Raw genomic sequence first — 22,552 nt, forward strand, 5'->3', positions numbered from 1 at the left:
GAAACGCCCGGTCCCATTCCGAACCCGGAAGCTAAGCCCTTCAGCGCCGATGGTACTGCACTGGGAACGGTGTGGGAGAGTAGGACGCAGCCGGACAAACATTGAAGTCGAGAGCCCCCAACGAGTCGTTGGGGGCTCTCGCACATCCCACGGGGCATCACATGTTTGCAATCCACGCCCCATCAGGGGAGTGGTAGGGGAGTCCCCAACGCGGGACCAGGGACGACAAGGGGGCCCGCCGACATCCGTCGGCGGGCCCCCTTCGTCATGTCCGGGTCACTCCTTGGGCGGAGCGCTCATGCCCTCCTTGATGAGGTTCATGACCGAGGAGTCGGCCAGCGTCGTCACGTCACCGATCTCGCGGTTTTCGGCGACGTCCTTGAGCAGGCGCCGCATGATCTTGCCCGAGCGCGTCTTGGGCAGCTCGTCGACGACCATGATCGAGCGGGGCTTGGCGATCGGGCCGATCTGCTGGCCGACGTGGTTGCGCAGCTCCTGGACGAGCTCGTCACCCTGGCTGCCCTCGGCGCCGTCCTGGCGCAGGATGACGAAGGCGACGACGGCCTGACCGGTCGTCTCGTCGCTGGCACCGACGACGGCGGCCTCGGCCACCCTCGGGTGGGAGACGAGTGCCGACTCGATCTCGGCGGTCGACAGACGGTGGCCCGAGACGTTCATGACGTCGTCGACTCGACCGAGGATCCAGATGTTGCCCTTGTCGTCGTACTTCGCCCCGTCACCGGCGAAGTAGTACTTCGGGCCGAAGCGGCTCCAGTAGGTGTCCTTGTACCGCTCCGGGTCGCCCCAGATGCCGCGCAACATCGACGGCCACGGCTTGGTGAGGACGAGGTAACCGACCTGCTCGGGCTCGGTGAGGGGCTGCCCCTCGTCGTCGAGGATCTCTGCCGCGATGCCGGGGATCGGGCGCTGCGAGCTGCCGGGCTCGAGGTCGGTGACTCCGGGGAGTGGGGAGTTCATGATCGCTCCCGTCTCGGTCTGCCACCACGTGTCGACGATCGGGGCGGTGCCGCCGCCGATCGTGTCGCGGTACCAGCGCCAGGCCTCGGGGTTGATGGGCTCACCCACAGACCCGAGCAGGCGGATCGAGGAGAGGTCGTACTTCTCCGGGATCTCCTTGCCCCACTTCATGAAGGTGCGGATCGCCGTCGGGGCCGTGTAGAGGATCGTGACCTTGTACTTCTCGACGATCTCCCAGAAGATCCCTCGGTGCGGGCTGTCCGGGGTGCCCTCGAAGAGGACCTGGGTGGACCCCTTCGCCAGCGGTCCGTAGACGATGTAGCTGTGCCCGGTCACCCAGCCGATGTCGGCGGTGCACCAGTAGACGTCCGTCTCGGGGTGCAGGTCGTGGACCACCGAGCTCGTGTAGGCGCACTGGGTGAGGTAGCCGCCGGTCGTGTGGAGGATGCCCTTGGGCTTACCCGTCGTCCCGGACGTGTAGAGGATGAAGAGCGTGTGCTCGCTGTCGTGCGGCTGCGCCTGGTGCTGGTCGGAGGCGGAGTCGACGACGTCGTGCCACCAGACGTCGCGCTCGTCGTCCCACTCGACGTCGATGCCGGTGCGCTGCACGACGAGGACCTTGCCCGCCGTCGTGCCCGGCACGGCCTGGTCGACGGCTGCCTTGAGCGGCATCGCCTTGCCCTTGCGGAACTGCCCGTCGCTCGTCACGACGACCTTGGCCTCGCCGTCCTCGATGCGTGCTCGCAGGGCGTCGGCGGAGAAGCCGCCGAAGACCACGGAGTGCGGGGCACCGATCCGGGCGCAGGCGAGCATGGCGATGACGGCCTCGGGGATCATCGGCATGTAGATGGCGACGCGGTCGCCCTTCGCCACCCCGAGGGACTCGAGGGCATTGGCCGCCTTGGACACCTCGCGCTGGAGGTCGGCGTACGTGATCGTGCGGTCGCTACCGTCGGCGGCGACCGCGTGGAGGGCCACCCGGTCGCCGTTGCCGGCCTCGACGTGGCGGTCGACGCAGTTGTAGGCGGCGTTGAGCTCACCGCCGACGAACCACTTCGCGAAGGGAGCCTCGCTCCAGTCGAGCGTCGTGTCGAAGTCCGTGCTCCACGTGAGCTGCTCACGGGCGCGCGCGGCCCAGAAGCCCTCGTGGTCGGCGGATGCCTCGTCGTACAGGGCTGCGGTGCCGTTGGCCTGGGCAGCGAACTCCGGGCTCGGGGCGTAGTCCGTCACATGTCCTCCTCATCGAGTGCCAGCGCGTCGTCGCGCTGGTGTGCGTTCACCCCCAGCCTCCACCCCGGCGTCACGGAGCACAACGCGGGTTCGCCGACGAGTCGGCGGACGCGGGGGAGCGGGCGACGAACGGTCCGTCGTGGGCACAGTGCACAGCAGCGGACGAAGGGGGCCGGCACGACGCTGTGCAGTCTGCTCAGTGGTCTGGCGGTCCGTGGTGCAGATCGACCCGCTCTGCCACGGTGGTGGGACCACAAGGAGGTGGTTGACGTGTTTACCGAGGGACAGTTGTACTCACCCGTGACCGAGCACGAGGACGGCACCGTCGAGGTGCACCTCGCCGACACCCATCCCGGGCGTGGCGACCAGGAGTACCTGCGCCGACGCGGCGAGATCGCCGGCGCGGCGCTCACCTGGGACCGCGGGGCGGAGCCGGTGCCCACGATCGAGTACACCGAGCAGGAGCACGGGGTGTGGAGCCGGGTGAGCCGGGAGCTGGCGCCGCTGCACGAGCGGCTGGCCCACCCCGAGTACCTCGCTGCCAAGAGTGCCCTCGGCCTGCCGACCGACCACGTCCCCCAGCTCGCCGAGGTGACCACACGGCTCGAGCCGATCACCGGGTGGAGCTACGTGTGCGCGCCGGGCCTGGTGCCGTTGCGCGACTTCTACGCCGACCTCGGCAGCCGCACCTTCAACTCCACGCAGTACCTGCGGCACGCCTCCGAGCCGCTCTACACGCCCGAGCCGGACATCATCCACGAGGTCATCGGGCACGCCAACCAGCTCGCCAGCCCGCGCCTGGCGGCCATCACCGAGGCGGCGGGGGCGGCCTCCCTCCGTCTGGAGACGGACGAGGCCATGCAACTCGTGGCCGACGTCTTCTGGTTTTCGATGGAGTTCGGCGTCATGTACGACGGGCCGGACCTCAAGGCCTACGGTGCCGGCATCCTGTCGAGCTTCGGCGAGATCCAGGAGTTCGAGCACATGGAGATCCGTGACCTCGACCTGGCCGACATGGGCACGCTCAACTACGACATCACCGTCTACCAGCCGGTGATCTTCGCAGCGCGATCGGTCAACCACCTCGAGGACGTCGTCGGCACCTTCTTCGCCCGGGTCGACGACGACGCGGCCGACGCGCTCCGGCGGGAGGCCGCCCAGCGGGGACTGCTCCCCATGGTTGCCGGCTGACGGCAACCTCTACTCTCGTCGCAGACAGGGGACGCTGCGTCCCCGACCACGACGACAAGGGGAAGACCATGATGACCAGTCGACGTGCCGGCGCCGCCGGCCTCCTCGCCGTCGCCGCCCTCGCGCTCTCGGCGTGCGGTGGCGAGAGCGGTGACGACGTCACCGACTCGGGGAGTCCCTCGAGCTCGGCGAGCACGAGCGAGGCGACCGAGTCGGAGACCTCGACCGATGAGTCGAGCACCGACGCCGAGGACAGCGAGTCGGAGGAGTCCGACGACAGCGAGTCCGACGACGCTGCCGCCTCCGGTGACGTGACCGAGCCCGGCACGGAGCTCGCGCTCGGTGACACCGCCACCATCCCCCAGGGGGACGACGGCGCGATGATCACCGTGACGGTCACCGAGATCACCGAGGGCTCCTCGGCAGACCTCGCAGACCTCAAGGACGCCGACAAGTACAAGGGCTACACGCCCGTCTACGTCCAGTACACGATGACCGGTACCGACAGCTCGACGGAGCTCGGCGGCGACATCCTCGACGACGTCGACCCGATCCTCGCCGACGGCCGCAAGGCCTCCACCCTCGTGATCATCGGCACCTCTCCCTTCAAGAAGTGCGACAGCAACTCGATCCCTAAGGACTTCGGCCCGGGCGACACCGAGACCACCTGCCAGGTGGCGATGGTCTCCTCCGGCCAGGAGGTCAGCGGTGCGCAGTACTCGCCCTACGAGGGCGACTACGCCGACGACGGGGCGGTCGTCTGGAAGAAGTGAGCCCCGCACTCACCGCACGACGAGCGACTCGACACCGGTCAGGATGATGTCCAGGCCGGTGTCGAAGTCGCTCTCGGGCCGAGCGTCGGGGGCGATGCCCGACCGTGCCGCCTGCGCGTGGGACTGCTCGTCGTAGGCGTGCCCGTAGACGAAGTGCAGCAGGGTGCGCGCCGCCGTCTTCGCCCCGCGCGCGTCGAGGCCGGTCGCGCCGAGGATCTCGCGCAGCTCGTCGAAGGGCGCCCGGCCGCCCATGCCGAAGGCCCACATGCTCATGACGATGTCAGCGCCGTCCGGGTAGGCGGTGACGGCCGCGTGCAGGTCCCGGCAGCGCTGACGCACGACCTCCTGCCAGGGGAGCTCGAGGTCGGTGGCGTCGCGGGTGGGGCGGCGCGCGAGGATGGCGTCGGCCACGTCCCCGAGCAGGGTCTGCTTGTTGGCGACGTGGTGGTAGAGCGCGCTCTGCTGCACGCCGAGCTCGGCGCCGAGCGCGCGCATCGTCAGGTCGGGCAGGCCGACCCGGGAGAGCAGGCCGAGGGCGGTGGTCACGATCCGCTCGTGGGAGAGCGGCCGCTGGTGGGTCCGTCGCGTCGGCGGCACGGGCGCTCCCTTCGAGCGGGTCGAGATCGGGGGTCCAGTTGACCACACGTGATCGAGGGCCCTAACCTGAACGCCGTTCACTTGGATGAACGGCGTTCATGCACATGAGGGGAATCGGCAGCATGACCACAGCACCGGCCGCCCGGGCCGCCACGGCGAGCACCGACCTGGCCCTCGTCTCCTCCCTCGCCGCACTGATCGCGGTCTGCTCCGTCCTACCCGCGGTCAACCTCTCGGTCTTCGCACCGATCACGCTGCAGACCTTCGGGGTCCTCCTCGCCGGCGCGATCCTCGGGGCCCGACGCGGTGCGCTCGCCGTCCTCCTGTGGATCCTCGTCGGGACGATCGGGCTGCCCGTCTTCGCCAACGGCAAGGCCGGGCTGCCGGTCCTCGTCGGCCCGACCGGGGGATACATCCTCGGGTTCGTCGTCGGGGCGGCGATCATCGGGGCCGTCGCCACCGTCGCGGTCCGGCGCGCCGGTCGCGGCACGGTGTGGGTGCTCACCGCAGGAGGGCTGCTCGCGCTCCTGGTCGTCCACGCCGCCGGCATCGTCGGCCTGCACCTGCGGGCGGGGCTCGGGTGGCAGGCCGCAGCCACCGTCGACGGCGCCTTCTGGATCGGTGACCTGGTCAAGCTCGCGGCCACCGTGCTCGTCGCGGCCGCGGTGCACCGCGCCTTCCCCGACCTGCTGCGTCGCCGCGCCTGATGGCCCGCATCCAGCTCGACCACGTCACCGTCCGCCGGCCCACGGCGACCGGCGACCTGCTCGTGCTCGACGAGACGAGCCTGCTCGTCAGCGAGTCCCGCGTGGCGTTCATCGGCCCCAACGGTGCCGGCAAGTCGACCCTGGCCCGTCTCGTCAACGGGCTGGTCACTGCCTCGACAGGGGCCGTGCACGTCGACGGCGTCGACGTGGCACGTCGCGGCCGCGAGGTGCGGCGCCGGGTGGCCTTCACCTTCACCGACCCGCACGCACAGCTCGTCATGCCGACGGTCGCCGAGGACGTGGCCCTGTCGCTGCGCGCCACGCGACCCGACCGACGCGCACGCGACGCCGCCGTGGGTGAGGTGCTCGAGCAGCACGGCCTGGCGGGTCTGGCCGACCGCAGTGTCCACGCCCTCTCCGGTGGGCAGGCCCAGCTGCTCGCCCTGGCGAGCGTCCTGGCCACCGGCCCGGACGTCCTCGTCGCCGACGAGCCGACGACGCTGCTCGACCTGGCGGCCTCCCGGCGCGTCGGGGACCTGCTCATGGGGCTGCCGCAGCAGGTCCTGCTCGTCACCCACGACCTCGAGCTCGCCGGTCGGTGCGACCGGGCACTCCTCGTCGACGGCGGCCGGGTCGTGGCCGACGGACCCGCGGCCGACGTCGTCCACCACTACCGCGCCCGGGTGGCCGCGTGCTCCTGATGGTGCACCGTCCCGGGACCTCGCTCGTCCACCGGGCCCCGGCGGGTGCCAAGCTCACCCTGCTCGCCGCCGTGGGTTTCGGGCTGGCCATCGCTGGCGGCTGGCTGTGGGCAGCACTCGCGCTGGGTGCTGCGCTCACCCTCCTCGTCGTTGCGGGCACCACCGTGAGGGTGCTTGCGACCACCCTGCGCGGACTCGTCCTCGTGACGCTCGCCCTCGGTGCCTGGCTCACCTGGCAGGCGGGCTGGCCCCGCGCCGCCGAGACCGTCGGTGACCTCGTGGCACTCGTCCTGCTCGCACACCTCGTCACGGCGACGACCCGGGTCGACGACATGCTCGACACCGTCGAGCGGGCCCTGCGCCCGCTCCGCCGATTCGGCGTGCGCCCCGACCGCGTCGCCCTGGCGATCTCGCTCGTGCTGAGGGCCGTGCCGGCCACCGCCGAGGCGGCCGGGCAGACGCGGGACGCGGCGCGGGCACGCGGGCTGGAGCGCGACCCCAGGGCGACCTTGACCCCCTTCGTCGTGCGGGTCGTGCGTGACGCGCGGTTGCGGGGGGAGGCGCTCCACGCCCGAAGTGTGGGCGATGACCAGACCGGAAGACACGGATGAAGGGAAGACCATGACCACCTACGACGAGATCGTCGCGCGGGTCCTCGCCGGCTCCGAGGCGACGCCGCAGGAGGCACTGACGGTGCTGCGCGCTCCGGACGAGGACGTGCTCGACGCCGTCGCCGCAGTGGCCCGGCTGCGGCGGGCCCACTACGGGATGACCGTCAAGGTCAACTACCTCGTCAACCTCAAGTCCGGGCTGTGCCCTGAGGACTGCGGCTACTGCTCCCAGGCGCTCGGGTCGACCAGCGAGATCCTGCGCTACACCTGGCTCAAGGAGGACCAGGCGCTCGACCAGGCCCGGGCCGGGGTGCGGGGAGGCGCGTCGCGTGTGTGCATGGTCGCCAGCGGTCGCGGCCCCACCGACCGTGACGTGGAGCGGGTCGTGGGGATGGTCGGCGCGATCAAGGAGGAGCACCCCGAGGTCGAGGTCTGTGCCTGCCTCGGGCTGTTGCGCGACGGTCAGGCCGAGCGCCTGCGCGAGGCCGGTGTCGATGCCTACAACCACAACATCAACACCGCGCAGTCGCACCACGACTCCATCGTCACGACGCACACCTACGAGGACCGGGTGCGTACCGTCGCCATGGCCCAAGGAGCCGGGCTGTCGGCGTGCAGCGGCCTCATCGCCGGCCTCGGGGAGAGCGACGAACAGCTCGTCGAGGCACTGGTCGCCCTGCGGGAGATGGGGTCCGACTCCATCCCGGTCAACTTCCTCATCCCCTTCGACGGGACGCCCAAGCAGCAGACGTGGGAGCTGACCCCGCTGCGCTGCCTGCGCATCCTCGCCGCCGCGCGACTGCTCGCGCCGGCCGCCGAGCTGCGGATCGCGGCGGGCCGCGAGATGCACCTGCGCGGCGTGCAGGGGCTGGCGCTGCAGGTGGCCAACTCGATCTTCCTCGGCGACTACCTCACCGCCGAGGGACAGGCGGCGGAGGAGGACCTCGCGCTCATCGCGGACCACGGGTTCACGGTCCTGGGTGCCGACGAGCCGACCGGCGACGGGGCGACCGCGACCGTGCCGGCCATCCGGCGCCGCGGGGCCGGCACGAACGTCCCGGCCAACGCCTGAGGACATGACGAAGGGGGGAGAGCCGTGGCTCTCCCCCCTTCGCCCGTGGGGTGGTGCTGGTGGTCGGTCAGTGGTCGATGACCTCGGCGACGCCGTGACCGGTGAGGCTGCGCACCTCCATCTCGGCGTACTTCGCGCGGTTGAACTCCTTGCTCGTCACCGAGCCGAGCCACCCGAGGAAGAAGCCAAGCGGGATGGAGACCAGACCGGGGTTGGCCAGCGGGAAGATGTCGAAGTCGGCGCTCTTGAGCATGGCGGTCTCCGAGCCCGACACGACCGGCGACAGGGCGATGAGGATCAGCGCCGAGCCGAGGCCGCCGTACATCGACCACAGCGCACCCCGCGTGTTGAAGCGCTTCCAGAAGAGGCTGTAGAGGATGGTCGGCAGGTTGGCGCTCGCCGCGACGGCGAAGGCCAGCGCCACGAGGAAGGCGATGTTCTGGTCCTTGGCGAGCATGCCACCGAGGATCGCCACGACGCCCGTGCCGATCGCCGCGTACCGCGAGACCCTGACCTCTTCCTCCTGCGAGGCCTTGCCCTGCTTGAAGACCTGGTTGTAGAGGTCGTGGGCGAAGCTCGCGCTGGCCGTGATCGTCAGACCCGCCACCACCGCGAGGATCGTCGCGAAGGCGATGCCCGAGACGATGCCGAGCAGCCACGACCCACCGAGCTCGAAGGCGAGCAGCGGGGCCGCCGCGTTGGCCTTGCCCGGTGCGGCGTTGATCGTCTCCGGGCCGACGAGGGCGCCGGCGCCGTAGCCGATGACGAGGGTCAGCAGGTAGAAGCCACCGATGAGCCAGATGGCCCACTCGACGGACTTGCGGGCCTGCTTGCTCGTCGGGACGGTGTAGAAGCGCTGCAGCACGTGGGGCAGGCCGGCGGTGCCGAGCACGAGGGCGAGCGAGAGCGAGATGAAGTCGATCTTCGACGTGAGGTTGACGCCGTACTTCAGCCCCGGCTCGAGCAGCTTTTCACCCGCCGCGGGGTTCTTGTCGACGGCCTCCTGCATGAGCGCCGAGAAGTTCATGCCGAACATCCCGAGGACCCACACGGTCATGATCGCGGTCGCGGCGATGAGGAGCACCGCCTTGATCATCTGCACCCAGGTGGTGCCCTTCATGCCGCCGATCATCACGTAGGCGACCATGACGATGCCGACGATCGCGATGACGACGTTTTGCGCGAAGGCGCCGTCGACGCCCAGGAGCAGCGAGACGAGGCCACCGGCGCCGGCCATCTGCGCCAGCAGGTAGAAGAAGGAGACCGCGAGGACCGAGGTCGCCGTCGCGATGCGCATCGGCCGCTGCTGCAGTCGGTAGGAGAGCACGTCGGCGAGCGTGAAGCGGCCGGTGTTGCGGAAGAGCTCGGCGACGAGCAGCAGCGCGACGAGCCAGGCGACGAGGAAGCCGATCGAGTAGAGGAAGCCGTCGTAGCCCTGGAGGGCGATGGCGCCGGCGATGCCGAGGAAGCTCGCCGCGGACAGGTAGTCACCGGCGATGGCCAGCCCGTTTTGCCGCCCGGAGAAGGCCGCGCCACCGGTGTACATCTGGCTCGCCGTCTTGTTGCCGGCGGCGACCTTGACGACGATCGCCAGCGTCACGACGACGAAGACGACGAAGATCGAGATGTTGAGCGTCGGCGACCCCGTCTGGGTCGCTGCGGGGACGAGGGTGATCATCCGTCCACCTCCGGGGTTTCGTCGGCGCCGACCTGTGCGGCGAGGGCCTCGGCGGCGGGGTCGAAGACCCGCCCGGCCCAGCGGATGTAGATGATCGTGATGGCGAAGGTCGTGACGAACTGCCCGAGCCCGAGGAGCAGGCCGATGTTGATGTTGCCGAGCACCTTGGTCCCCATGAACCCGGGGGCGAACATCGAGAGCAGGACGTAGAGGAAGTACCACGCCAGGAAGAAGGCGGTGACGGGGAAGACGAACCCGCGGAAGGTGCGGCGTAGGTCGCCGAACTCCGTGGACTCCTGGACGGCGATGTAGCGCTCGCCGAGCGGTTGAGCGTCGTTGCTCATGGCTCACCTCCGGTAGTGGGGGCCCGGACGTCGACGGCCGGACCGCACCAGAGTGACGCGGGCCACCTCGCGGCGGGGGCGGTGACGCGGGGTGGCTCGACCGGCGGGAGCAGCCGTCGCCGTGCGGGCCGTTCCGGTGCGACGAGCGGGCGGGAGCGCGCGACGAGCGGTCAGCGGGCCTCGGCGAGGACGTCCTCCGGGGTGTGCAGGCGGGTCATCGTGCGGGCCCAGCGTCGCGGGCGGGAGCCCGGCGTGAGCAGCGAGACGACGATCGCGACGACGACGGCGAGCGGCGTCGCCCAGGCCGTCGGTGCGGCGACGAGCGCACCCGGCCATCCCTCGGGCGCGAGGGCGAGGACGGAGACGATCGCCGCGAGGCTCGTCGTGGTGCCGCCGACGAGGACGCCCGCGGCCGCTCCCTTCGCGGTGAGGCGGGTCCACCAGACGCCGAGGATCAGCAGGGGCGCAAAGGTGGCGGCGGCGATGGCGAAGGCGTGCCCCACCGCGGAGGAGATGCCGATCGGCTCGGCCGTGACGGCTGCGACGAAGGGGGCGAGCACCCCGACCATGGCGGCGAGCCGGAAGGAGGAGGACGGGGTGGCGTCACCCTGGGTGAGGCGGGCGGTGAGCGGCCGCAGCACGTCCTGGTCGATGGCGCCGGCGACGGACATCGCGACACCCGAAGCGGTGGCGAGGAAGGCGGCGAAGGCCCCGGCGGCCACGAGTGCCGTGAGGAGCTGACCGTCGAGCCCGGAGAGCATGGCGCCGGGCAGGGCGAGGACGACGGTGCGGCTGGGGTCGCCGGCGGTGTCGACGGGGTCGAGGTAGGCCCGGCCGAGGTACCCGTAGACCGGCGGGAAGACGTAGAAGATGCTCAGCAGGGCGAGGACGGAGACGGTCGTACGGCGCGCCGCGACCCCGTCCGGGTTGGTGTAGAAGCGCACGGCGATGTGCGGCAGGCCCATCGTGCCGAGGCAGAGCGCGGCGAGGGTGCTGTAGGTCGTGAAGAGGGTGCGGGGCGTGGGTTCGTCGGAGGTGAGCGGCTCCCACCAGGACGCGGGGGCCTGCGGTGTGGGTGAGCCGGAGCGGTGCCAGACGAGCAGCAGGACGAAGGCGGGGACGGCGATCGCCGTGAGCTTGATCCAGTACTGCACGGACTGCACGAGCGTCACCGAGCGCATGCCGCCGGCTGCGACGTTGAGCACGACGATGACGGTGAGGACCGTCGCGCCGACCCAGGTGGGCAGCCCGCTCACGTGGCGCAGCGCCAGGCCGGCACCCTGCATCTGGGGGAGCAGGTAGAGCCAGCCGATGCCGACGACGAGGAGGGCGCACCCGCGGCGCAGGGCCCGGGACTCCAGACGGGCCTCGGCGAAGTCGGGGAGGGTGTAGGCGCCGGATCGCCGCAGGGGTGCGGCGACGAGGATGAGCAGCACGAGGTAGCCGATGGTGTAGCCGATCGGCATCCACAGCATGTCGATGCCCTGGTCGTAGACGAGCCCGGCGACGCCAAGGTAGCTGGCCGCCGAGAGGTACTCGCCGCCGATGGCACTCGCATTGCGCCAGGGGGTGACGGTGCGGCCGGCGACGTAGAAGTCGCTCGTGCCCTTGGCCAGTCGCAGCCCGAGCGCACCGAGCGTCAGCGTCGTCAGGCAGACGATCGCGATCGCCAGGACGCTCAGGGGCTCGGTCACCGGCGCCCCACGACGTCGCCGAAGTCGGCCTCGAGCCGCTCGCTGGCGCGGGTGTACCACCGAGCGGTGAGGACGACGCCCGGGTAGACGAGCACGCCGAGCACCACCCACGGCAGGGGCAGCCCGAAGGCGGTCCAGCGTCGGGCCGCTGGGATGAGGGCGAAGACGAGGGGCAGCGCTCCGAGCGTCACCGCACCGAAGGCGATGGTCGAGAGGGAGAGCTGGAGCTGGGCGCGCATGAGCGAGGTGACGTAGGCCGCCCCGAGCGAGGAGTTGCCGGCGATCTCGTCGCGGACCGTCCGGGGACGTTCGCGGCGGCTGGGGCGGCGGGTCCGCGTGACCCGGACCCGCTGGGGAGGGGTGCTCACCCCTCGTCCGAGCCCTGGCGGGGCCGGAGGAGGGTGCCGCGCAGGTGTCGGGTGTGCCGGCGGCTGACCTGCAGCTCGGTGCCGTCGACGACGACGCTGCAGCGCCCACCGTCCTGGTGGATCTCGCTGATGTGTCGCGTCGAGACGAGGGTCGAGCGGTGGATGCGGACAAATCCTGCCGCGGCCCATTGCTCCTCGAGGGTGGCGAGCGGGATGCGCACGAGGTGAGAGCCGGTGGGGGTGTGCAGCCGCGCGTAGTCACCCTGGGCCTGGACCCAGCGGATGTCGCTGCGGGGGATGAAGCGGGTGACCCCGCCGAGCTCGACCGGGATGGTCTCCGCGTCCTCGGGCGGTGACGGGTGGGCCTCGCGCTTGGCGGCGGTGAGGCAGCGACGCACGGCCTCGCCGATGCGCTCGGGGCGCACGGGCTTCATGAGGTAGTCGACGGCGTCGAGGTCGAAGGCGTCGACCGCGTGCTCGTCGTGGGCGGTGACGAAGACGACCTGTGGGCGCTCGGTGAAGCGCCGGATGACGCGGGCCAGCTGCATGCCGTCGAGCCCGGGCATCGAGATGTCGCTGAAGACGACGTCGACGTGCTCACGCTCGAGGGCGGCCAGGGCAGCGGTCCCGCTCGCGGCCGTGAGCACGCGGGCGACCCGCTCGTCCCGGTCGAGGAGCCAGGCGACCTCGTTGCGTGCCGGTGCCTCGTCGTCGACCACGAGCACGACGAGCCCGTCGGGCTGGGGCGGAGGTGGCATGGCCACCAGACTAGGCCGGTTCTTCGAGTGCAGGGGAGTACTTGGGTACCCGGAAGGAAACCCTCATCCCGGCGCCCGGCGCCGTGTCGACGACGAGGCCGAACTCATCGCCGTAGACCTGACGGAGCCGGGCGTCCACGTTGCCGAGGCCCACGGAGTCGGCGCGCGACTGGCCGTCGAGCACCTTGCGGATCGACTCCGGCTCGGCGCCGACGCCGTCGTCGTCGATGGTGATCTCGGCCTCGGTGCCGTGGTCGGTCGCGCTGAGGGTGACGTGCCCCGGACCCTCCTTGGGTGCCAGGCCGTGGCGCACCGCGTTTTCGACGAGGGGTTGGATCGCGAGGTAGGGGACGCGGACCGGCAGCACCTCCGGGGCGATCTTCAGGGTGATGCCGAGCCGGTCGCCGAAGCGGGCCTGCTCGAGCACGAGGTAGCGCTCGACATTGCGCAGCTCCTCCCGCACCGTCGTGAAGGCGCCGCCGCGCCGCAGTGCGTAACGGGTGAAGTCGGCGAACTCGAGCAGCAGCTCGCGGGCCCGTGCCGGGTCGGTGCGCACGAAGGAGGCGATCGCGGCGAGGGAGTTGTAGATGAAGTGCGGGGAGATCTGGGCGCGCAGGGCGCGCAGCTCGGCCTCCATCGCGCGGGTGCGCTCGAAGGAGAGGTCGGCGAGCTCGACCTGCGTGGCGACCCAGGCGGCGACCTCCTCCGCAGCGCGGGCCAGACCCGCGGAGACGGCCTGGCCGTAGCCGGCGACGGCCCCGATGACCCGACCATCCGCGGTCACCGGAGCGATGACCGCCGCCCGCACGGGGCAGTCGGTCTGCGTGCACGTGACGACGTCGGGGCCGAGGACCACGGTCTGGCCGGACGAGAGGACCGGTGCGGCCTGGTCGACCACGCTCGGCAGGTGGTGCCTCCCTTCGCCCTCCCACACGAGGACGCTCGAGGTGTCGCACACCGCCAGCCCCGGGGTGGCGAGCATGGCGCGAAGGTAGGGCGCGGCGCGCTCGCAGCCATCGTCGGTGAAGCCGTCGGCGAGGTGGCGAGCGGCTTCGGAGGCGGTGTGCAGGGTCTCGTAGGTGGCCTGGTCGGTGACCGAGATGAAGCCCGGGCGGGCGCGTCGCCAGCGGGCGAGGCCGATGACGAGCCACACCGCGAGGAAGGCGCCGGTGACCACCGCCACGGTGGGCAGGTGCAGGCCGGCGTCCATGGCCGCACCCTAGTGCGGCCTACGCTGTGCGGGTGCCTGACTCCAGCCCCCTCGTCACCGCCCTGACCCAGCTCGCCGAGATCCCCGAGGTCGCGCAGGCCTCGGACCGGGCCCGCGAGGTGTGCACCAACCTCCGGTGGCACGAGGCGCTGCGGCGACGGATCCCCGAGGCATCGGCGGAGTCGCGCGTGCGGGGCGCGTGGGCGAGCGCCGAGCTCGACGGGGCGCGCTCGACGGCGTCGATCGTGCGCGAGCTGATGATGGGGGCGCGGGAGCGCACCCCGGACCCGGACCCTGCCGAGCGCGTCATCCACGGCGCCATCGCGGCGACGGCCGAGAGCGAGCACCTGCGTGACCTCGTGACCCGTGCCCCGGGCCAGGCGCTCGCCCGGCTGCACACGGCCGCCGCGGCCGAGCTCGTGGAGGACCGTGACCAGCTGGGGCGTCCGCGGGTCGAGGGGGAGGGGTGCGAGGAGTTCGCCGACCTCGGGCCGGCCCCGACGGGTGCCGAGCTGCGGCAGCGTCTCGACGGGATCATCGAGCTCATGCGGTCGGCGAGCGCCGCGCCGGCGCTCGTCGTCGCCTCGATCGTCCACGCGGAGATCGCGGCGACCCGGCCCTTCGTCGTCGGCAACGGCCTCGTGGCACGCGCGGTGGAGCGCGCGCTCATCGCGGCGACCGGGCTGGACCCCACCGGTGTGGCCGTCCCCGAGGCGGGTCACGGGCACGAAGGGGGGCCCGCCTACCTCGGGTCGCTCAACGGGTACGTCCACGGTGGCGCGCCGGGGGTCAGCCTGTGGCTCACGCACTGCGGGGACTCGCTCGTCGCGGGCGCCGAGGAGGGCTGGCGGGTGGCCGACTCGGTGCGCTCGGGACGACTCGGCTGAGGGCGCCGGAGGTTACCCACCGGTCCGAATTGCATTCGAGCCGATGCGTATTAGAGTTGCTGATCAGCCGCTCCCTTCGGGTTGAGCGGCCAACGCACGGCTCCCTCCCCCCCGGAGTCCGCGCGTTGACGGCCCCGGCGCTCCCCCGCCGGGGTCGTCCCCTTTTCCCGGGGCGCGTCCCCAGCCCTGCCGAGGCCCTGCCGGGCCCGTGCCGTCTCGTCGTCCACAGGCCAGCGCCGGGGCCGGTGCTCGTCCACAGGTGCGCCGCGATCGTCCCGTGAGCTGCGGGTAGCGGGCACGGTCGAGGCATGCACCCCGTCGTCGTCATCACCGCAGCCTCGGGTGGTCTGGGCGTCTCGACCTTCGCCGCGACCGCCGCCACCGTCCTCGCCCGGGAGGCCTCACCCACGCTGGTGGACGGCGCCTTCGGCGGCGGGGGAGTGGACGCGACGGTGGCGGCCGAGCACCTCGAGGGGCTGCGGTGGGGTGACCTCGCCGACCACGACGGGCGGGTCGACGCGGCTCGGCTGCGCGAGGCACTGCCGCGGGGGCCGGTCCCCGTGCTGGCGGCCCGCGGGCAGCGGCCGTCGGCCGAGGTCGTGCGTGATGTCGTCACGGGGCTGGCGGCGATCGGTCCCGTCGTCGTCGACCTGCCGTGCTCGGGGCGGCTCCCACGGGTGTGGTCGGAGATGGCAGACGTCGCGGTGGTGCTGGTGGGGCTGCGCCCGCGGTGGCTGCGTGACGGTGAGGCGCTCGCCGGGCAGGGCAGTCTGCCGGAGCAGACCCTGCTCGTCACCCGGGGGCCACGCCGCGCCGGCCGGGTCGCCGAGCGTGCGGCCGACCACCTGGGGCTGACCCTGCTCGACCACCTCTGCGACGACCCGGGCGTGGTGCGCGACGAGGCCCATGGGCGGGCGCCACGGCCCAAGGGCCCGGTGGGCGAGGTCGCGCGCGCCCTGGCGGCAGCGCTGCCGGAGGCTCGGCAGCCGCTGTCGGAGCAGGTCCTGGGGCTGGCGTCATGACGTGGTCGAGCGCGATCGACGCGCAGGTGCGGGCCGGTCGCGCGCCGGACGACGCCGTGATCGAGGAGGTGGCCCGCACCGAGGCGGTCCGCCTGGGCAGCGCAGGGGCGCTGCGACGCTCGGGTCAGCTGCGAGCCGACCTCATGGGGCTCGGGACGCTCGAGCCCCTCGTCGAGGACGAGGCCGTGACGGACGTGCTTGTCAACGGCGATGGGTCGGTGTGGGTCGACCGCGGTGCCGGGGTGGTGGCCGCCGGGGTGGAGCTCGACGGGCCCGAGGCGGTGCGTCGGCTCGCGACGCGCCTCTCCGCGGTGGCAGGTCGTCGCCTGGACGATGCCCAACCCTGGGTCGACGGGTTGCTCCCGCGGGGGATCCGGCTGCACGCCGTGCTGCCCCCGCTCGTGGCCGGTGGCGCCCACCTGAGCCTGCGGATCCCGCGTCACCGAGGCGGAGGACTCGATGCGCTCGTCACGCTCGGCATGGCCAGCGCCGGCCAGGCCGCACGGTTGCGCGAGATCGTCCACGACCGGCAGGCCTATGTCGTCACGGGCGGCACGGGCACGGGCAAGACGACCCTGCTCGCGGCCCTGCTCGCCGAGGTGCCGGCGGCCGAGCGGCTCGTCGTCGTCGAGGACGTCGGCGAGATCGACGTCGGCCACCCACACGTCGTGCGCCTGCAGGCCCGGTCGGCCAACACCGAGGGGGCCGGCGAGGTGACGATGGTCGACCTCGTGCGGCAGGCCCTGCGGATGCGCCCGGACCGCCTCGTCGTGGGAGAGGTCCGCGGGGCAGAGGTGAGGGACCTCCTGCTCGCCCTCAACACGGGCCACGAAGGGGGCTGCGGCACCCTCCACGCCAATCGCGCCGAGGACGTGCCGAGCCGGCTCGAGGCGCTGGGAGCGCTCGCCGGGATGAGTCGTGATGCGGTGCGCGCGCAGGTGGCCAGCGCGCTCGAGGTCGTCGTCCACCTCCGTCGTGTCGGCGGCCGACGGGTCGTCGACTCCATCGGTCCATTGCCGGTGCGGTCATGACGCTCGCAGTCGTGGGCCTCGTCCTCGCAGCGGCCCTCGTCTGGCCCGGCCGAGCCGCCGGCGTCGACATGGGCCCTGGCAGCGCCCTCGCCACACCGCGCAGGTGGTGGCGGGGTCGTCACGTGTCGACCGGTCGGGTCGAGGACCTCGAGTCGCTCGCCGGGGTGGCCGATCTGCTCGCGATGGCCCTGCGCTCGGGCGCGGCGCCGGTGTCGGCCCTGCGGGTCGTCGCCGCCCAGGCGCCCCGACCGTGGCGCCGGGTGCTCGAGGAGGTGCGCGACGAGCTGGCAACTGGTGGCGTCGCGGGGGCGGTGTGGCGTCGGCACGCGAGCGAGCGCGAGGAGTTGGCGCCGCTCGCCGGTGCGTGGTCGCTCAGCGAGGACCTGGGTGTCGCGCTCGCCCCGTCGATGGCGACGAGTGCGCAGGTGCTGCGGGCCAGGGTGCAGGCCCGGCGACGTCTGGAGGCCTCGACGGCGGGTGCCCGAGCGACGATGCGGATGCTCACGCTGCTGCCACTGGTGGGGCTGCTGGCGGGGTTCGCCTTCGGCCTGACGCCGTGGGAGGTGTACGGGCACAGCGCGGTGACGATGGCCTGCGCTGTGCTCGGCCTCGTGCTCACGGCGCTCGGCTGGCTCGTCTGCCGGCGGGTGCTCGCCCGTGCTGTCGCGCCCCGGGAGCACACGTGAGCCCGACCGTCGCCTTCCTCGTCGTCGTGGCGGTCCTTGCCTGGCCCGGCCGCAGCGCTCATCTGCGGTGGTGGCGCCGTGACGCGGAGCCCGTGGGGGAGGCGCCGGCCTCCTCGGTCACGGTGGACGAGGTTGCGGACGCGAGCGTCCTGCTCGCACTCGCCCTGCAGTCCGGTCGTGGGCTCGTGCAGTCCCTCGACGAGGTGGCCGGGGTGTCCGCGGCCGGCGCGGCGGAGGACCTGCGCCGGGTGGCCGCCGCCCTGCGCTGGGGGCGATCCATGAGCCAGGCGTGGACCTACGCCCGTGGGGTGTGGGGGCCGACGGCGACGGCCTTCGTCGTCGCGGACGCCGTCGGAGCTCCGTCGGCGACCGTGCTCCTCGACGCCGCGAGCAACCTGCGTGAGACCGAGGCGAGACGTCTCGAGGAAGCGGGAGGTCGGGCGGCGGTCATGCTCGTGCTGCCCCTCGGCCTGTGCTTCCTGCCGGCCTTCATCGCGACGGCCGTGGTGCCCACGGTCGCCGTGCTCGTGGGGACCCAGCTGTCCTGAGGAGTGGGTGACCCATGAGCGGGGTCCTGACGATCACCGCAGCCAGACGGCCGGCGGTGCCTCGCTGATCGCCGTGCACCACGCTGGCTGCCTCCTTCCGAGATCGAGCGGTCGACGGCTGCGAGCGGACCATCGGGGATCCACAGGTGGCGGGTGCCGGGTGGGGTCGTGCACAGATCGCGTGAGTAGCGGTCGCGAGGGGAGGTGCGGGCGAAGGGTGGACCTCACCGCGGCACATCGGGTGCTGCCGAAGGGGAGGAGCGTCCCATGACGAAGTCCATCGTCCGGTGGAGCCACCGGGCCCGGTTGGCCTGCGAGGCCGGCATGACGACCGCCGAGTACGCCGTGGGCACCTTGGCTCCGTGAGTGAACATATCCCGCGGTCGTGAGCTTGCCGAGTGGCCGGCAAATCAGCGGTGAGTGCTCTGGTCCGGACGTCGACGGCGTAGGTCAGGTGGGCATCACGGCTGTCCACGTCGGTGTACCGGGGCAAGAAGCGGGCGCTGCTCAGGTCTCGTGCGGGACGCTGTCGACGTCGTTCAAAGTGAGTGTCTCGCGCATCGCGTCGACGACCTGGTGTGCCGGCCAGTCGTCGGGGGCTGCCAGGACGGTCCCGGTCTCTCGGTGGGTGATCGTGATGCCGGCGGCGACCTGGTCGATGGTGGCGATGTCCTGGTGCAGCCAGATGCGGTGGCCGATCGGCACCTGCCAGGAGGTGCTCGGGCGCGCGAGGCGCAGGACTGCGCGATCGCGGAAGTTGCCGGCCAGCGGCTCCCACGCATCGACCACGCCCTCGACGATCGGATCGACAACGGCACTGTCGATGGGCCCCGGCGTCCCCTTCTCGATGGTCACTACTGCTCGGTTGGCTGGCATCCGCCCACCGCGGATGCTCGACCCGGCTCGGATCCCCACGTCGACGGACACCCCGTTCACCTCCTGGCTGAGGGAGAGGGAGTACCCGCTGATCGGCTCGGGGGTCCCGTCCTGGGAGGTGAACATCTGCGAGGTGACCCATGCCGTCTGCTCGGGCAGGACGGCCGGCCACATCCCCCACACGCGGCCGTTCGGGTATCGCCACCCGTCAACCGGGAACAGCGGACCCAGACGCTGGATCGTGGCAGCAGTCCTGCGTGCCACAGTTTCAGCGTCCTCGGGTCGAGCGTCCCAGAAGGTCAACAAGTTGGCCTTGGTCGCGTCGATCAAACGTGGCTCCACACCACTCACCTTTCCTTCGGCTCGTACACGACATCGATGCTGGTGTAACCCCTGTCGTCGAGGATTTCACGGATCGCGTCGGCGGAGTCGGGGTCAGAGACCTTCCACTCGAGGACTGCCCCATCGGGAACCGTGCGGGTCTGCCGCTCAGCCTCGTCCAAGAGGGTGGCCTTCATCCCTCGCGCCCATGGCGTGCCCGGATCACTGACCAGGGACCTGTAGCCGTCCTTGGCGTCCTCGAACTTCTCCGGCGTGGAGCCGCTCGCGTCCAGATGGCCATCGAACGCGACGGGGCGGCCGGTCGCCGGGTCCCGCACGATGTACTCCGGCACGCGCCCGTCCGGTAGCCGCTCGACCCCGGTGACCTGTTCTTGGTAGTCCATCCCGCGTTCGCCGCCGGGCTTCGTCGCTGCCCAGCCGGGCTCGAAGTCCTCCGGCAGCGGGTGGGCGGACGGAGGCTTCTTGGACTAGACGACCCAGTCCGGGTAGTCGCCCGGCCTCGGATTGTCCTTGCCGAAGCCGAAATCCACCGGGATGGAGCCACGGTCGTCGGCCAGCTTCCGCAGCAGGTCGGAATCGTTGACCACGCCCTTGAGGAGGCGCTTGGTCGTCATGACCACGCCCTTGCCCGCCCAGCCTGCCGCGGGGACCACCGAGGCAGCCACGCCCAACTGGTCCAGGCCCGAGGCCTGGTCCCACCACCCCTTGGAGTCGTCAAGGATCTCCGTGGTCTCGTTGACGGTGTCCTTGAACATCCCCCAGCCAAAGCCTGACCCCAGCGGGCCGTAACGAGTGACGTACGGGTCGATCAGCTCGACAACATCACCGGCCTTGTGTGCCGCCCAGCGCGCGTCCCGGAAACCCGGCAAGTCCCTGACGTGGTCCTTGTACACGTCGTTGGCCCAGTCGGTGCCGTCATCGACGACATCGAAGTACGTGTTTCGCCACTTCTGCGGCCAGAGCCACGGCACGAACAGTCCCTCGAACCAGGTCAGCTCCGTCTGCTGCCACCTCTCGTACGAGATCTCCAGCAGCGGCCCGAGGCCAGGCATCGTCGGGACCGCATTGCGGATCCCCATCTTGATCCCCCGGTCCCGCCAATCGCGCAGGGTGGAGCCCGAGGGCAAGCCGGGAAGGCTCAGGCCTGCCAGTGCCTGCCTCGGGTCCAGCCCGGTCCCGTCGGGACGCCGCCCCAGTGGCGAGCCGAGTCCACCTCGCTCGGACCCTCCTGCACGACCCGAGCCGATGTCCTGTTCGTCGGCCTGCTCGACGAGTAGCCGGGCGAGGGCGGTCAATCGTTCCACGGCACTGGTCAAGGCCGGCAGGACTGACTGCCAGTCGTCCGCGTACGCCTGCGTGTCGGGCCCGGCCCACGACTCGACCAGGGTCCCCATCGACTGGGTTCCCGAGTGCTGGACCTGCATCACCGCGCGCGCCGACTCTGACAGGTCGGCTGCGATCACGCGCAGACGATCGGTGTCCGCGCCGTGCGTGACCCCCGTGCTCATCCCCCTGACACCCCGGCTCAGCCCGGCGTCGTCACGACGCTCTGCAGCTCGCCCACGGTGACCTGCCGGGTCGTGGACATCGTCTGCGTCGCGCTGCCCTCCTGGTCCCCGCTCCAGGTGATGTCCCAGACATACGAGGCGGTGAGCGTGTACGTGCCGGGCTGTTTCCACCCGCTCTCGAACCCGCAGTGCGGACTCGATCAGCCGTGCACGTCCGGGTCGTAGGCGGTGCCGGTGCCCTGGCAGATCGTGCTCTGCCCGTCACCCAACGACCACTTCACCTTCGACACCTTCGCCGTCGCGGTGATCGAGTACGGGCCGGCAGTCGCTTACGCCGAGTCCGAAGGCAGGGCCCCGCTGCCGTCGCCGACCCACAGCCACACCGGTACCCCCACGGTCCCCGTGCACGCATCAGCACTCCCGGCCGTGACGCACGGCGACGCGCCGATCTGGGGGCCCCCGAACTGCAGCTGGCCGATCGCGCTCTCGCGCACCTCGGCCACCGTCACGGTGGGCGCTGATTCATCGGCGGTGTCCGCAGGTACGGCCCCCGCGCCCCCTTGAGCCAGACCCGACCCGCCACAGATGGGCGACAAGTCATCGCCATTGGGGCCACGACCCACGCCCGCACGAGCACACGCCGACCGCAACGCCTCACGCCGCTCGATCTCGCGCATCTGATCCGGCGTCAACTGCGCCACAGGCTGAGAGCTGCTGTCGGGAACGCCGCCTGTCGGCCTATCGACCTGACCGGCCCCAGGGCGCTTCCTGCCTTCAGGACACGCGACTTCGGTCTTGATGCGCAACAAGCCCTTGGACTTGTTCACATCTGCACCCCCGACACATTCGTTGGTTGCAGCGTCCGCCGCCGATGGTCCGGCTAGCACGACGAGCGCCCCAGCAACCGAAGTCACGACTTTGCGCATGGTGCTTCCCTCGCGGCCTCCTCCTCGAGAACCTGGGAGCTGTTGAGCTGCCATGTGCGTCCACGGTCTGGCGTGGTGTAGCCGTCGAGCGTCACGCCCTTTCTCGTTCCCTTGGGAAGAGGCTTGTCCGGGTCGAGCGGGTCCACCGAGACGTCCTCGCCGTCGATGTACGCCCTGAGCGTTGACTCTGTGCACACATACACGCTCAGATCCCAACCGCCAGGTGCATCCGGTTTCGACTCTGCAAGGTGAAGGGACGTGGTGCTGGCCTTCCCCTTCTGGACAACGCCGAGGCCCTTCCACTCCTGGATCTGCTCGTTGTACGTCCTGCGGTACCGGTCGGTGACCCACGGGACGTCCTTGCCGATGAGATCGTTCGGGTTGAGCTGCCGAAATCGCTGGTCGATCTTCTTGACTTCGCCAAGCGCGTACGCGTCGTCGTAGGCAGGCTGCGAGGTAGTGTCCGACGTCGACGTCCGCTCATCTTCGCCCTCGGAACCACAGCCCGCCAGGAGCACTCCACAAGTGACCACGGCCGCTGCCGCGCTCATCGCCCGTCGCGAATACACCATCTGCTCCTCCATACCCAAGGGCGGTGACATGCCCCGGCACTACGTTTCACACTCGCGCCGGCGTCTACTCGCACAGGGGTTGGAACAACGGACGGGACTGCTGCACGGATAGGTGACATCTGATCTGTGGCGTCGAGGGACGCTGCTGGAAGGATGGACACCGTGCCCAAGCCCTACCCCAAAGAGTTTCGTGACGATGTCGTGCGGGTCGCTCGCAACCGTGAGCCGGGTCAGCAGTTGAA

At 71.2% G+C, this 22,552-nt stretch carries 24 protein-coding genes and 1 rRNA gene; 13 read left to right on the forward strand and 12 right to left on the reverse strand.

Features of this window, described 5'->3' with window-relative positions; all coding sequences use genetic code 11:
- Nucleotides 1-96 (forward strand): 5S ribosomal RNA (rrf, locus tag AB4Y78_RS15245); the annotation flags it as partial.
- 180 nt (nt 97-276) lie between these two features.
- On the opposite strand, the gene acs is transcribed toward rrf, so the two are convergent.
- Nucleotides 277-2,208, reverse strand: a complete 1,932-nt coding sequence (gene acs / locus AB4Y78_RS15250; RefSeq protein WP_441715613.1) for an acetate--CoA ligase — start codon at nt 2,206-2,208, stop codon at nt 277-279.
- 270 nt (nt 2,209-2,478) lie between these two features.
- Here acs and AB4Y78_RS15255 point away from each other — a divergent pair, with 270 nt between their 5' ends.
- Both AB4Y78_RS15255 and AB4Y78_RS15260 read left to right on the forward strand, forming a co-directional pair.
- Nucleotides 2,479-3,399, forward strand: coding sequence for a phenylalanine 4-monooxygenase (locus AB4Y78_RS15255; RefSeq protein ID WP_282070867.1), 921 nt, complete (start codon nt 2,479-2,481; stop codon nt 3,397-3,399).
- Between the two features lie 68 nt (nt 3,400-3,467).
- Nucleotides 3,468-4,172 carry a hypothetical protein gene (locus tag AB4Y78_RS15260; RefSeq protein ID WP_441715611.1) on the forward strand — a complete coding sequence of 235 codons (705 nt, stop codon included), beginning with the start codon at nt 3,468-3,470 and terminating at the stop codon, nt 4,170-4,172.
- A 9-nt stretch (nt 4,173-4,181) separates the two neighbouring features.
- On the opposite strand, the gene AB4Y78_RS15265 is transcribed toward AB4Y78_RS15260, so the two are convergent.
- A complete protein-coding gene (locus AB4Y78_RS15265) occupies nt 4,182-4,769 on the reverse strand; it encodes a TetR/AcrR family transcriptional regulator C-terminal domain-containing protein (RefSeq protein ID WP_282070869.1) in 588 nt (195 codons plus the stop codon).
- 122 nt (nt 4,770-4,891) lie between these two features.
- Between AB4Y78_RS15265 and AB4Y78_RS15270 the strand changes: the two genes are divergently transcribed.
- From AB4Y78_RS15270 to bioB, 4 genes are read left to right on the forward strand one after another with little or no spacing between them, the layout of a single operon-like run.
- Nucleotides 4,892-5,476 (forward strand): biotin transporter BioY, encoded by a 585-nt coding sequence (locus AB4Y78_RS15270; protein WP_282070871.1) that lies wholly within the window; start codon nt 4,892-4,894, stop codon nt 5,474-5,476.
- Complete coding sequence (locus AB4Y78_RS15275; RefSeq protein ID WP_007926718.1) at nt 5,476-6,177, forward strand: energy-coupling factor ABC transporter ATP-binding protein; 702 nt, start codon at nt 5,476-5,478, stop codon at nt 6,175-6,177. Before AB4Y78_RS15270 ends, AB4Y78_RS15275 begins: the two co-directional genes overlap by 1 nt.
- Nucleotides 6,177-6,788 carry an energy-coupling factor transporter transmembrane component T gene (locus tag AB4Y78_RS15280; protein ID WP_282071196.1) on the forward strand — a complete coding sequence of 204 codons (612 nt, stop codon included), beginning with the start codon at nt 6,177-6,179 and terminating at the stop codon, nt 6,786-6,788. The genes AB4Y78_RS15275 and AB4Y78_RS15280 overlap by 1 nt, the downstream gene beginning before the upstream one ends.
- Before the next feature lie 10 nt (nt 6,789-6,798).
- A complete protein-coding gene (bioB, locus tag AB4Y78_RS15285; RefSeq protein ID WP_007926727.1) occupies nt 6,799-7,860 on the forward strand; it encodes a biotin synthase BioB in 1,062 nt (353 codons plus the stop codon).
- A gap of 67 nt (nt 7,861-7,927) precedes the next feature.
- Here bioB and AB4Y78_RS15290 read toward each other — a convergent pair whose 3' ends face one another.
- The 6 genes from AB4Y78_RS15290 to AB4Y78_RS15315 form a co-directional block, all read right to left on the reverse strand.
- On the reverse strand, nt 7,928-9,538 hold the full coding sequence (locus AB4Y78_RS15290) for a solute symporter family protein (protein WP_007926729.1): 1,611 nt from the start codon (nt 9,536-9,538) through the stop codon (nt 7,928-7,930).
- Nucleotides 9,535-9,882 (reverse strand): DUF485 domain-containing protein, encoded by a 348-nt coding sequence (locus AB4Y78_RS15295; protein ID WP_007926731.1) that lies wholly within the window; start codon nt 9,880-9,882, stop codon nt 9,535-9,537. The genes AB4Y78_RS15290 and AB4Y78_RS15295 overlap by 4 nt, the downstream gene beginning before the upstream one ends.
- Nucleotides 9,883-10,052: 170 nt before the next feature.
- Nucleotides 10,053-11,576 carry a sodium/solute symporter gene (locus AB4Y78_RS15300; RefSeq protein ID WP_441715606.1) on the reverse strand — a complete coding sequence of 508 codons (1,524 nt, stop codon included), beginning with the start codon at nt 11,574-11,576 and terminating at the stop codon, nt 10,053-10,055.
- Complete coding sequence (locus AB4Y78_RS15305; RefSeq protein WP_282070877.1) at nt 11,573-11,944, reverse strand: hypothetical protein; 372 nt, start codon at nt 11,942-11,944, stop codon at nt 11,573-11,575. The genes AB4Y78_RS15300 and AB4Y78_RS15305 overlap by 4 nt, the downstream gene beginning before the upstream one ends.
- The gene (locus tag AB4Y78_RS15310) at nt 11,941-12,702 is read right to left on the reverse strand and encodes a LytR/AlgR family response regulator transcription factor (RefSeq protein WP_128277360.1); all 762 of its coding nucleotides are present in this window, start codon (nt 12,700-12,702) and stop codon (nt 11,941-11,943) included. The genes AB4Y78_RS15305 and AB4Y78_RS15310 overlap by 4 nt, the downstream gene beginning before the upstream one ends.
- 10 nt (nt 12,703-12,712) lie before the next feature.
- Nucleotides 12,713-13,912, reverse strand: a complete 1,200-nt coding sequence (locus AB4Y78_RS15315; RefSeq protein WP_441715603.1) for a sensor histidine kinase — start codon at nt 13,910-13,912, stop codon at nt 12,713-12,715.
- A 32-nt stretch (nt 13,913-13,944) separates the two neighbouring features.
- Here AB4Y78_RS15315 and AB4Y78_RS15320 point away from each other — a divergent pair, with 32 nt between their 5' ends.
- The 6 genes from AB4Y78_RS15320 to AB4Y78_RS15345 all read left to right on the forward strand — a co-directional run bounded on the left by AB4Y78_RS15320 (nt 13,945) and on the right by AB4Y78_RS15345 (nt 18,452).
- Nucleotides 13,945-14,799 carry a Fic family protein gene (locus AB4Y78_RS15320; protein ID WP_128277359.1) on the forward strand — a complete coding sequence of 285 codons (855 nt, stop codon included), beginning with the start codon at nt 13,945-13,947 and terminating at the stop codon, nt 14,797-14,799.
- Nucleotides 14,800-15,107: 308 nt separating this feature from the next.
- Nucleotides 15,108-15,821 carry a hypothetical protein gene (locus tag AB4Y78_RS15325; protein ID WP_128277358.1) on the forward strand — a complete coding sequence of 238 codons (714 nt, stop codon included), beginning with the start codon at nt 15,108-15,110 and terminating at the stop codon, nt 15,819-15,821.
- Nucleotides 15,818-16,852, forward strand: coding sequence for a TadA family conjugal transfer-associated ATPase (locus AB4Y78_RS15330; RefSeq protein ID WP_083853639.1), 1,035 nt, complete (start codon nt 15,818-15,820; stop codon nt 16,850-16,852). Before AB4Y78_RS15325 ends, AB4Y78_RS15330 begins: the two co-directional genes overlap by 4 nt.
- A complete protein-coding gene (locus AB4Y78_RS15335) occupies nt 16,849-17,538 on the forward strand; it encodes a type II secretion system F family protein (protein ID WP_051987873.1) in 690 nt (229 codons plus the stop codon). Before AB4Y78_RS15330 ends, AB4Y78_RS15335 begins: the two co-directional genes overlap by 4 nt.
- Nucleotides 17,535-18,086, forward strand: coding sequence for a type II secretion system F family protein (locus tag AB4Y78_RS15340; protein WP_007925710.1), 552 nt, complete (start codon nt 17,535-17,537; stop codon nt 18,084-18,086). The genes AB4Y78_RS15335 and AB4Y78_RS15340 overlap by 4 nt, the downstream gene beginning before the upstream one ends.
- 267 nt (nt 18,087-18,353) lie before the next feature.
- Nucleotides 18,354-18,452, forward strand: a complete 99-nt coding sequence (locus tag AB4Y78_RS15345; protein ID WP_441715599.1) for a DUF4244 domain-containing protein — start codon at nt 18,354-18,356, stop codon at nt 18,450-18,452.
- Between the two features lie 141 nt (nt 18,453-18,593).
- On the opposite strand, the gene AB4Y78_RS15350 is transcribed toward AB4Y78_RS15345, so the two are convergent.
- The 4 genes from AB4Y78_RS15350 to AB4Y78_RS15365 form a co-directional block, all read right to left on the reverse strand.
- Nucleotides 18,594-19,136, reverse strand: coding sequence for a hypothetical protein (locus AB4Y78_RS15350; protein ID WP_441715597.1), 543 nt, complete (start codon nt 19,134-19,136; stop codon nt 18,594-18,596).
- Between the two features lie 173 nt (nt 19,137-19,309).
- Nucleotides 19,310-19,687: a Tox-REase-5 domain-containing protein gene (locus AB4Y78_RS15355; protein WP_441715595.1), complete on the reverse strand. Its 378-nt coding sequence runs from the start codon at nt 19,685-19,687 to the stop codon at nt 19,310-19,312.
- An 84-nt stretch (nt 19,688-19,771) separates the two neighbouring features.
- A complete protein-coding gene (locus AB4Y78_RS15360; RefSeq protein WP_441715593.1) occupies nt 19,772-20,812 on the reverse strand; it encodes a WXG100 family type VII secretion target in 1,041 nt (346 codons plus the stop codon).
- A 910-nt stretch (nt 20,813-21,722) separates the two neighbouring features.
- Nucleotides 21,723-22,322 (reverse strand): hypothetical protein, encoded by a 600-nt coding sequence (locus AB4Y78_RS15365; protein WP_387356385.1) that lies wholly within the window; start codon nt 22,320-22,322, stop codon nt 21,723-21,725.
- Nucleotides 22,323-22,552: the final 230 nt, after the last annotated feature.

The organism is Janibacter sp. RAF52, assembly GCF_052114035.1.
GTDB classification, from domain to species: domain Bacteria; phylum Actinomycetota; class Actinomycetes; order Actinomycetales; family Dermatophilaceae; genus Janibacter; species Janibacter hoylei.

Bases quoted from the DNA above. Each gene is read 5' to 3' on its own strand.
- AB4Y78_RS15330 (WP_083853639.1), top strand. From the start codon at position 15,818: ATGACGTGGTCGAGCGCGATCGACGCGCAGGTGCGGGCCGGTCGCGCG.
- AB4Y78_RS15345 (WP_441715599.1), top strand. From the start codon at position 18,354: ATGACGAAGTCCATCGTCCGGTGGAGCCACCGGGCCCGGTTGGCCTGC.
- AB4Y78_RS15270 (WP_282070871.1), top strand. From the start codon at position 4,892: ATGACCACAGCACCGGCCGCCCGGGCCGCCACGGCGAGCACCGACCTG.
- AB4Y78_RS15260 (WP_441715611.1), top strand. From the start codon at position 3,468: ATGATGACCAGTCGACGTGCCGGCGCCGCCGGCCTCCTCGCCGTCGCC.
- AB4Y78_RS15275 (WP_007926718.1), top strand. From the start codon at position 5,476: ATGGCCCGCATCCAGCTCGACCACGTCACCGTCCGCCGGCCCACGGCG.
- AB4Y78_RS15325 (WP_128277358.1), top strand. From the start codon at position 15,108: ATGCACCCCGTCGTCGTCATCACCGCAGCCTCGGGTGGTCTGGGCGTC.
- AB4Y78_RS15355 (WP_441715595.1), bottom strand. From the start codon at position 19,687: ATGGACTACCAAGAACAGGTCACCGGGGTCGAGCGGCTACCGGACGGG.
- AB4Y78_RS15365 (WP_387356385.1), bottom strand. From the start codon at position 22,322: ATGGAGGAGCAGATGGTGTATTCGCGACGGGCGATGAGCGCGGCAGCG.
- AB4Y78_RS15310 (WP_128277360.1), bottom strand. From the start codon at position 12,702: ATGCCACCTCCGCCCCAGCCCGACGGGCTCGTCGTGCTCGTGGTCGAC.
- AB4Y78_RS15315 (WP_441715603.1), bottom strand. From the start codon at position 13,912: ATGGACGCCGGCCTGCACCTGCCCACCGTGGCGGTGGTCACCGGCGCC.
- AB4Y78_RS15360 (WP_441715593.1), bottom strand. From the start codon at position 20,812: ATGAGCACGGGGGTCACGCACGGCGCGGACACCGATCGTCTGCGCGTG.
- AB4Y78_RS15335 (WP_051987873.1), top strand. From the start codon at position 16,849: ATGACGCTCGCAGTCGTGGGCCTCGTCCTCGCAGCGGCCCTCGTCTGG.
- AB4Y78_RS15290 (WP_007926729.1), bottom strand. From the start codon at position 9,538: ATGATCACCCTCGTCCCCGCAGCGACCCAGACGGGGTCGCCGACGCTC.
- bioB (WP_007926727.1), top strand. From the start codon at position 6,799: ATGACCACCTACGACGAGATCGTCGCGCGGGTCCTCGCCGGCTCCGAG.
- AB4Y78_RS15295 (WP_007926731.1), bottom strand. From the start codon at position 9,882: ATGAGCAACGACGCTCAACCGCTCGGCGAGCGCTACATCGCCGTCCAG.
- AB4Y78_RS15280 (WP_282071196.1), top strand. From the start codon at position 6,177: ATGGTGCACCGTCCCGGGACCTCGCTCGTCCACCGGGCCCCGGCGGGT.
- AB4Y78_RS15350 (WP_441715597.1), bottom strand. From the start codon at position 19,136: ATGTGGCCGGCCGTCCTGCCCGAGCAGACGGCATGGGTCACCTCGCAG.